The sequence below is a fragment of the Enterobacter sp. HG048 genome (assembly GCF_024702055.1).
GTDB lineage: Bacteria > Pseudomonadota > Gammaproteobacteria > Enterobacterales > Enterobacteriaceae > Enterobacter > Enterobacter dykesii.
This window is the reverse complement of record NZ_JANLIZ010000012.1, coordinates 137,272-145,995: the sequence shown is the minus strand read 5'-3', so window position 1 is coordinate 145,995 and position 8,724 is coordinate 137,272. Positions and strand designations below refer to the sequence as shown.

The 8,724-nt window shown below is 53.0% G+C and carries 9 protein-coding genes, 1 tRNA gene and 1 rRNA gene; 7 read left to right on the top strand and 4 right to left on the bottom strand.

All coding sequences use genetic code 11. The features are described 5' to 3' along the window. Positions 1 to 6 precede the first annotated feature (6 nt). From rrf to dkgB, 3 genes are all read left to right on the top strand, one after another. Positions 7 to 122: ribosomal RNA gene (rrf, locus tag NUX24_RS15175) — 5S ribosomal RNA — on the top strand. Positions 123 to 177: 55 nt separating this feature from the next. Continuing rightward, a tRNA-Asp gene (locus NUX24_RS15170) sits at positions 178 to 254 on the top strand. Positions 255 to 414: 160 nt separating this feature from the next. Beyond that, positions 415 to 1,218 carry a 2,5-didehydrogluconate reductase DkgB gene (dkgB, locus tag NUX24_RS15165; protein WP_257832567.1) on the top strand — a complete coding sequence of 268 codons (804 nt, stop codon included), beginning with the start codon at positions 415 to 417 and terminating at the stop codon, positions 1,216 to 1,218. 29 nt (positions 1,219 to 1,247) lie between these two features. Here dkgB and yafC read toward each other — a convergent pair whose 3' ends face one another. Beyond that, positions 1,248 to 2,153: a DNA-binding transcriptional regulator YafC gene (yafC, locus tag NUX24_RS15160; RefSeq protein ID WP_033144685.1), complete on the bottom strand. Its 906-nt coding sequence runs from the start codon at positions 2,151 to 2,153 to the stop codon at positions 1,248 to 1,250. A 104-nt stretch (positions 2,154 to 2,257) separates the two neighbouring features. Here yafC and NUX24_RS15155 point away from each other — a divergent pair, with 104 nt between their 5' ends. The 3 genes from NUX24_RS15155 (at position 2,258) to NUX24_RS15145 (ending at position 5,219) form a co-directional block, all read left to right on the top strand. Beyond that, entirely contained in the window at positions 2,258 to 3,433 is a 1,176-nt protein-coding gene (locus NUX24_RS15155) for an MFS transporter (RefSeq protein WP_257832564.1), read from the top strand. Positions 3,434 to 3,569: 136 nt separating this feature from the next. Further along, the gene (locus NUX24_RS15150; RefSeq protein WP_047653284.1) at positions 3,570 to 4,370 is read left to right on the top strand and encodes an endonuclease/exonuclease/phosphatase family protein; all 801 of its coding nucleotides are present in this window, start codon (positions 3,570 to 3,572) and stop codon (positions 4,368 to 4,370) included. 75 nt (positions 4,371 to 4,445) lie between these two features. Next, positions 4,446 to 5,219, top strand: a complete 774-nt coding sequence (locus NUX24_RS15145) for a class I SAM-dependent methyltransferase (RefSeq protein WP_047653254.1) — start codon at positions 4,446 to 4,448, stop codon at positions 5,217 to 5,219. A 52-nt stretch (positions 5,220 to 5,271) separates the two neighbouring features. Here NUX24_RS15145 and mltD read toward each other — a convergent pair whose 3' ends face one another. Together mltD and gloB are read right to left on the bottom strand one after the other, a co-directional pair. Next, entirely contained in the window at positions 5,272 to 6,636 is a 1,365-nt protein-coding gene (gene mltD / locus NUX24_RS15140; protein ID WP_032661729.1) for a murein transglycosylase D, read from the bottom strand. Positions 6,637 to 6,704: 68 nt separating this feature from the next. Further along, complete coding sequence (gene gloB, locus NUX24_RS15135; RefSeq protein WP_257832560.1) at positions 6,705 to 7,463, bottom strand: hydroxyacylglutathione hydrolase; 759 nt, start codon at positions 7,461 to 7,463, stop codon at positions 6,705 to 6,707. Between the two features lie 32 nt (positions 7,464 to 7,495). Here gloB and NUX24_RS15130 point away from each other — a divergent pair, with 32 nt between their 5' ends. Further along, positions 7,496 to 8,215 carry a class I SAM-dependent methyltransferase gene (locus tag NUX24_RS15130; RefSeq protein WP_023310484.1) on the top strand — a complete coding sequence of 240 codons (720 nt, stop codon included), beginning with the start codon at positions 7,496 to 7,498 and terminating at the stop codon, positions 8,213 to 8,215. Here NUX24_RS15130 and rnhA read toward each other — a convergent pair. Beyond that, the gene (gene rnhA / locus NUX24_RS15125) at positions 8,212 to 8,679 is read right to left on the bottom strand and encodes a ribonuclease HI (RefSeq protein WP_023334599.1); all 468 of its coding nucleotides are present in this window, start codon (positions 8,677 to 8,679) and stop codon (positions 8,212 to 8,214) included. The genes NUX24_RS15130 and rnhA overlap by 4 nt on opposite strands. Positions 8,680 to 8,724 lie beyond the last annotated feature (45 nt).

The following is an 8,724-nucleotide window of genomic DNA, read 5'->3' as shown; positions in this document are numbered from 1 at the left end:
AATTTGCCTGGCGGCTTTAGCGCGGTGGTCCCACCTGACCCCATGCCGAACTCAGAAGTGAAACGCCGTAGCGCCGATGGTAGTGTGGGGTCTCCCCATGTGAGAGTAGGGAACTGCCAGGCATCAAATTAAGTAGTAAGCCGGTGCATAAATCCGGTGGTTACAGCAGTCTTCGGTGGAGCGGTAGTTCAGTCGGTTAGAATACCTGCCTGTCACGCAGGGGGTCGCGGGTTCGAGTCCCGTCCGTTCCGCCACTTATTAAAAGCCCTGAGCTCACGCTCAGGGCTTTTTTCTTATCTGACGTTTAATTATTGCGAAATTAGCAAAAATCCTCTGCGTTTTGCGATCTTTTTCTCTATAACAACGCCAGCGATAATCTTCCTCAGTTTACGAACATAATGATTGAGGAATAGTATGACTCTCCCTGCATTTGGTCTGGGCACTTTCCGCCTGAAAGACGACGTTGTTATCGCATCGGTTAAAACCGCACTCGAACTGGGCTATCGTGCGGTTGATACGGCACAGATCTATGAAAATGAAACTGCCGTTGGACAAGCTCTCGAAGAGAGCGGTGTACCGCGTAACGAACTGTTTATCACCACGAAAATCTGGATTGAGAATCTCAGCAAAGATAAGCTGATCCCTAGCCTGAAAGAAAGCCTGAAAAAGCTGCGTACTGACTACGTGGATCTGACGCTGATCCACTGGCCCTCACCGAACGATGCCGTTTCTGTGGAAGAATTCATGCAGACACTTCTGGAAGCGAAAGCTCAGGGCTTAACCCGCGAAATTGGGATCTCCAACTTTACTATTCCGCTGATGGAAAAAGCCATTGCCGCTGTAGGTGCAGAAAATATTGCGACCAATCAGATTGAGCTGTCTCCCTACCTGCAAAACCGCAAAGTCGTGGACTGGGCAAAACAGCACGGGATCCACATCACCTCATACATGACGCTGGCCTACGGTAAAGCGCTGAAAGATGAAGTGATTACGCGTATCGCAGAGAAACATAACGCGACTGCCGCGCAGGTGATTCTGGCATGGGCAATGGGTGAAGGTTATGCCGTGATCCCATCATCAACTAAGCGTGAAAACCTGGCCAGCAACCTGTTAGCAGCGGATCTTCATCTGGATGCAGACGATAAAAAAGCGATCGCAGCGCTGGAGTGCAACGATCGCCTGGTAAGCCCGGAAGGTTTAGCTCCTGACTGGGATTAAGTTTGACCCGCCCTCTGTAACCTGAACCCTCACACAGCTCCTCCGGGAGCTGTTTTTATATGTTCACTCAGGAAGTCAATAAAGGCACGAATGCGCGTGCTCACTGCTCTGTCACTGTAATACACCGCGCTAAAAGGCATTTCGACCGGCAGACGTTTATCGGCCATTAGCTCCACCAGTTCGCCCCGGGCTATCTCCTTGTCAATCATATAGTCTGACAAGCAGGCGATACCATTTCCTTCAAGACACAGCTGCTTCAGCGTTTCCCCGCTGTTTGAGGATAATCCGCAGGTAATCTCATGAAGTTGACCATCATGACAGGCGACAGGCCAGGTGTTCAGCGACACCGGCTCCGTAAAGCCAAGGCACAGATGCTGCTTCAATTCTTCAACCGTCTCCGGTTTACCATGTTCGGCAATATACTCTGGTGATGCGATAATTTTGCGGTAGCTGGCAAACAGAGGGCGGGCGCGCAAGCTTGAATCTGTCAGGGTTCCCGCCCGGATAGCCACATCCACTTTCCGCTCGATGAGGTTGATAAACGTCTCTGAGGAGACCAGCGAAAGCGTCATCTCCGGATAGCGTTCGCGGAAAGGTTTGATCAGCGGCATCAGAAAGTGAAGCACAACCGGCGTGGCCGCATCAATGCGCAGCAATCCACGCGGCGTACTGCGGGTCTCCATAATCTCCGTCTCTGCTGCAGCCATCTCCTGCAGTACCGACTGCACGCGGCGGAAGTAACGCTCTCCTTCTTCCGTCAGGCTCAGCTGCCGCGTCGTACGGTTGAGCAGACTCACTCCAAGCTTCATCTCCAGTTTTTTTACCGAACGGCTGATGGCCGAGTTAGCCTGTCCCAACTGTTCGGCCGCGCGGCTAAAGCTGCCGCTTTCAACGACGGCGACAAAGATTGTCAGCTCCTCCGATGTTGCTTTCATTGTTGCACCACCTGCAAAATTCTATTGATATTTTGACCATTTTTGTTATTTAAGCACTGGCGCATACTGCCTGTCATCTTAATCCTGATGATACGGAGTATTTTATGCCACTGGCGCTACTTGCCCTGACGATCAGTGCCTTTGCAATTGGCACAACCGAATTTGTTATCGTGGGGCTCGTTCCCACTATTGCTAACCAGCTTGCGATCTCGTTGCCCTCCGCTGGGTTGCTGGTGTCTATCTACGCCCTTGGCGTCGCCGTCGGTGCGCCAGTGCTGACGGCCCTGACCGGGCGTTTTCCGCGTAAGCAGCTGTTAGTCGCGCTGATGGTGCTGTTCACCGCCGGCAACGTTCTGGCCTGGCAGGCGCCTGACTACACCACGCTGGTGATTGCCCGTCTGTTGACCGGCCTTGCACACGGGGTGTTCTTCTCGATAGGTTCCACCATTGCGACCAGCCTGGTACCCAAAGAGAAAGCGGCTTCAGCGATTGCGATTATGTTTGGTGGGCTGACCGTCGCACTCGTTACGGGCGTACCGTTGGGAACGTTTATCGGACAACACTTCGGCTGGCGTGAAACGTTCCTTGCCGTCTCCTTACTGGGTGTGATCGCCCTGGTGGCCAGCCTGCTGCTGGTGCCGTCGAATATTCCTGGTCGGGCGGGCGCCAGCCTGCGCGATCAGCTGAAGGTACTCACGCATCCGCGTTTGCTGATCATCTACGCGGTTACGGCACTGGGCTATGGCGGCGTATTCACCGCCTTCACCTTCCTGGCGCCGATGATGCAGGACCTGGCGGGCTTCTCACCCAATGCCGTGAGCTGGATTTTGCTGGGATACGGTATTTCCGTTGCGATTGGCAATATCTGGGGCGGCAAGCTTGCGGATAAGCATGGTGCGGTACCAGCGCTGAAATTTATCTTCGCCGCCCTGGTGGTTCTGCTGATGATTTTCCAGCTCACGGCTTCGGTACACTACGCCGCGCTGGTCACCGTGCTGGTCATGGGGATCTTCGCCTTTGGTAATGTGCCCGGGCTGCAGGTCTACGTTGTCCAGAAAGCCGAGCTTTATACGCCTAATGCGGTGGACGTGGCTTCCGGCCTGAATATTGCCGCTTTTAATATTGGCATCGCGCTGGGCTCCATCATCGGTGGGCAAACCGTCGAACACTTCGGATTAACCCAGACCCCGTGGATTGGTGCGGTGATTGTCCTGGTGGCCTTCCTGCTGATTGGCCTGAGTGGACGTCTCGATAAGCCAGCACGGGTGGCGCTGGGGTAACATCAGTAAGTGCTTGCTTACAAAACTGGAAAGCGGTTTCTCAGAAATTGCGTTGAAAGTATGACCTAAAGTCCCTATAACATTAGAACCAGTCCGTTTTCCGGGCTGGTTCATGTTACAGAGGCTGTTTCCAAAAGTGCGAAAGAATACCTATGCCATGCGTTATGTTGCCGGAATGCCCGCGGAGAGAATTATGCCTCCGGGGTCATTTGCGAGTATTAGCCAGGCATTGCCCGCCGGTACGCCGTTAAGCAGCGATGATAAAATTCGGGTCCTGGTGTGGAATATCTTTAAACAGCAGCGCGCGGAGTGGTTATCCGTGCTCAAGAATTTCGGCAAAGATGCCCACCTGGTTCTGCTCCAGGAGGCACAAACCACCCCTGAACTGGTACGCTTTGCCACCACCAACTATCTTGCCGCCGACCAGGTGCCGGCATTTGTCCTGCCGCAACACCCCTCCGGTGTGATGACGCTTTCAGCAGCACATCCGGTCTATTGCTGTCCACTGCGCGAACGTGAACCGATCCTGCGTCTGGCGAAATCGGCGCTGGTAACGGTCTATCCGCTGCCGGATACCCGAATGCTGATGGTGGTGAACATCCACGCGGTGAACTTCAGCCTCGGCGTCGATGTGTATAGCAAGCAGTTACTGCCAATTGGCGATCAGATTGCCCATCACAGCGGGCCCATCATTATGGCGGGAGACTTCAACGCCTGGAGCCGTCCGCGCATGAATGCGCTGTATCGCTTTGCGCGCGAAATGTCGCTGCGTGAAGTTCGTTTTAGCGATGACCAGCGCAAAAAAGCCTTTGGTCGTCCTCTCGATTTTGTCTTCTATCGTGGTTTGAGCGTGCACGATGCCTCGGTCCTGGTGACGCGTGCCTCGGATCATAATCCTCTACTAGTCGAATTCAGTCCCGGCAAACCTGATAAATAATGGTGTGTCAGGTCTGCCGTGGGGCAGGCCTGCGCGGGAGCTGCCCTTTATTTTTCATTCACAAAGGACAGTACGATGACAACAACACGCTCCCATCATGACAACGTAGAAAAACAGTTTGGTTCTCAGGCAAGTGCCTATCTGAGCAGCGCCGTGCATGCTTCTGGCCGCGACCTGGTGCGTCTCGGTGAACGTCTGGCGGCGTTCCCGCAGGCGCACGTTCTGGATTTAGGCTGCGGGGCAGGGCATGCCAGCTTTACGGCTGCGCAGCAGGTCGCGCACGTTACCGCGTATGACTTATCCAGCCAGATGCTGGACGTCGTTGCCGGGGCGGCGAAAGCGAAGGGGCTGGACAACATCGATACGCGCCAGGGCTATGCCGAATCCTTACCGTTCGAAGATGCGTCGTTTGAAGTGGTAATCAGCCGTTATTCCGCGCATCACTGGCATGATGTCGGCCAGGCATTGCGCGAGGTCAAACGTGTTCTTAAGCCGGGCGGCACCTTCATCATTATGGATGTAATGTCTCCTGGACACCCGGTACGCAATATCTGGCTGCAGACGGTAGAAGCGCTGCGTGATACCTCGCACGTGCAAAACTACGCCAGCGGAGAGTGGTTGTCGCTTATCACTGAAGCGGGGCTGATCGCGCGTGCGTTGATTACCGATCGCTTACCGCTGGAGTTCAGCTCCTGGATCGCGCGTATGCGCACCCCGGAAGCATTGAGCCAGGCGATCAGGCTCTATCAGGAGAGTGCGTCCGCGGAGGTAAAGGCGTACTTTGAACTGCAGGAAGATGGATCGTTTACCAGCGATACCATCATGGCCGAAGCGCAAAAAGCGGAATAAACAAAAAAGGCACCGAGGGGAATCGGTGCCTTTTTATCTTTCGATCGTGTTATCAGGAGTCTGGCGTCGCGCTGTTCTTCACAAACAGCGTCAGCTGGTCGCCAGGTTTCAGATTGTCAGTATCATTGTTCCAGCGCATCACATCCTTGATGTTTACGCCGTGCCGTTTTGCGATACTGGACAGTGAATCGCCCTTGCGCACGCGATAGGTAATGCTATCGCTGTTGCTGGCGAGACGCTGTGCGCTGCTACCTGCACCCACCGTCAGAGTCTGACCCACTTTCAGGCCGGAGCTGCGCAGGTTATTCCACTGCTGCAGATCTTTCGCATTCACGCCAAGACGTGAAGCAATGCCCGAAAGCGTATCACCTGAACGAACCTTATAACTGCGGCTGTTAACTGATGATGCATCCGCGATCAGCGTTGACTGAACGGCGGCGATTTCACCAGAAGCTAAAGACTCACGTAACTGCTCAGCATGTTTCTGCGGAACCATTACATACTGCGGGCCACTTGCCCCCAGGGTTGAGCCTTTAACGCCAGCATTAAAGGTTTTCAATTTACTTACCGACATACCCGTCATATCAGCAACCTGTTGAATATCAACCGGATTACTGAGGCGAACACGCGCCAGTGCACGACTTTCGTCTGGTGTTGGCAGTTGTACACCGTAACGCTTGCTGTTCTTGAGAATATCGCTCAATGCCAGCATTTTCGGTACGTAAATCTTTGTTTCCTGTGGCAGTGAGAGCGACCAAAAATCGGTGGATTTACCCCGTGCTTTATTCGCTTTCATTGCCTTCAGTACACGACCTTCGCCACTATTATACGCTGCGACCGTTAACAGCCAGTCGCCGTCAAACATCTTGTTCAGACGTTGCATCATGTCGAGAGCGGCTGTCGTTGAAGCGACAACATCGCGACGCGCATCATAGTTGCGGGTCTGTTTCAGACCATAGTTTCGCCCGGTGCTCGGAATGATCTGCCAAATGCCTGCGGCATTGGCGCCAGACGTCGCGTGTGGGTCAAAAGCGCTCTCCACTATGGGTAGGAGTACCAGCTCCATAGGCATGTTACGTTTCTTAACTTGCCCGGCTATCCAGTACATATACGGCTCTGCCCGTAACGTTACATCGTGGAGATAGCTCTTATTACTTAAATACTTCTGTTTCTGTTCGCGAATCCGGGGATTTTCCGGAATTCCCATCTTTAGCTCGTCGCCTATAGAGGTCCACAAGTCTTGATCCTGCGCGTAAGATGTTCCATCGTCCATCCAGCGCGCCGAACTTGCAAACTTCCCTGCTTCCCCTTGACCAGCCGCAGAAAGGCTCTGTGCGTGCTGTTGTACGTTGCTGCCGTTTTGCGACTGGCAACCTACAAGCAGGACAGAGGCGAGTAATATCGCTTTTGCCTTCATGTGTGTGTCAATAGTTGCTTAAAAGACGAGCGATGATAACGGCGAAATTTTGAAAAGGCAACCCGCAATTATCTGAAGTTATCTTTCTTTGACCTTAACCATGCAAATCGTTGTTCTGGTTGTTGCAAATTTGTTTCTTGGTTAATTTTATTAATTAAATCAATATCATCTGTGCGTAAAAATAAATTAATTTGGCGCTCGTTTTTCAGAATTACGGGGAGTGTTTTTTGGTTTTTTGCACGTAACTCCTTCACTTTGTGATAATAATCCTGAATCGCTCGATCCTCGGGTAAGAGGCTCACGGAAAACTTCATATTTCCTAATGTATACTCATGGGCGCAACAAATAACGGTGTCATCGGGCAATGCGTTAATCTTCTGTAAAGACTGGTACATTTGAGCTGGTGTGCCTTCAAACAGTCTTCCGCAGCCTCCGGAGAACAGCGTATCGCCGCAAAAAAGATAAGGCTTACTGTAGAAACACAGATGTCCCAAAGTGTGACCCGGTGTAGCAAATACGGAAAACTCCCACTCGCGTATGAGGATATTTTCGCCTTCTTCGACTACTTGCGTGATCCCCTTATCTTGTGCCTCTGCCGGTCCGTAAACCACAAGATGCGGAAAATGAGCGCGCAGTTCAGGCATGCCGCCAGTGTGATCGTTATGATGATGCGTCAACAGAATGGCTTCTGGCTGCCAGCCGTTCTCTTTTATGGCGTGCAGTACAGGGGCGGATTCTCCGGGATCGACAATGACGCAGCGGCGATCGTCGTCAACCAAAACCCAGATGTAATTGTCCTGAAACGCTGGAATACTGATAAGATTCATACATTACCTCTTAGAGCGTGGCGGGTGTTTTGATGAAACCGGCAAGGATACCTCAGACTGTCGCAGCACCGGAACGTTGGGCGGAATTGCCCTGGGGTGAATACTATCGCGAAGCGTTAGAACAGCAGTTGAAGCCCTGGCTCGCGAAAATGTATGGCTTTCACCTGCTTAAGATTGGCAATCTCAGCGCGGAAATCAATACCGAAAGCTGCGCTATCTCGCATCAGGTTAACGTCTCTCTCGGCGGATCGCCGGTTCAGGTGAAAGCAGACCCGTTGCATCTGCCGTTTGCGGAAAAATCCGTCGATGCGTGTTTGCTCGCACACACGTTACCCTGGTGCAGCGATCCGCATCGTCTGCTTCGTGAAGCCGATCGCGTGCTGATTGATGACGGCTGGCTGGTACTTAGCGGATTCAATCCGCTAAGCCTGATGGGCCTGCGTAAGCTGGTACCGGTGCTACGCCGGACTCCACCTTACAACAGCCGAATGTTCACCATGATGCGTCAGCTCGACTGGCTTTCACTGCTGAACTTTGAAGTGCTTTGCTACGGCGGTTTTCAGGTGCTGCCCTGGGCGAGGCAGGGGGGCGTGGTACTGAGCACCCATCTCCCCGCGTTGGGCTGTTTGCAGTTTATCGTTGCGCGTAAGCGAACCATTCCGCTTACGCTTAACCCCATGAAGCAGAGCAAGTCGAAAACGCCCATCCGCCAGACCGTCGGCGCCACGCGGCAGTACAAAAAAACCGATTAGACGTCGGGCTGATAGCCCGCATCTTCATGGGCGGGATTGGATGCCGCAGCACGCGCCAGTTCGTCGCAGCGTTCGTTTTCCGGGTGGCCTGCGTGGCCTTTAACCCACTCCCACTTAATCTGGTGTTGACCCAGCGCAGCATCAAGACGTTTCCAGAGATCGACGTTCTTGACCGGCTTCTTATCGGCGGTTTTCCAGCCGCGTTTTTTCCAGTTATGGATCCACTGGGTGATCCCCTGACGCACGTACTGACTGTCGGTGCTTAACACCACGTCACAATGTTCTTTTAACGCCTCCAGCGCCACGATGGCCGCCATCAGCTCCATCCGGTTGTTGGTGGTCAGAAAATAGCCTTCGCTAAAGGTTTTTTCGTGCTGTCGATAGCGCATAATCGCGCCGTAGCCGCCGGGCCCTGGGTTACCGAGACAAGATCCATCGGTGAAAATTTCTACCTGTTTACGCATCTCTGGTAGACTTCCTGTATTCGAAACGTTCAGTTAAACGATAAG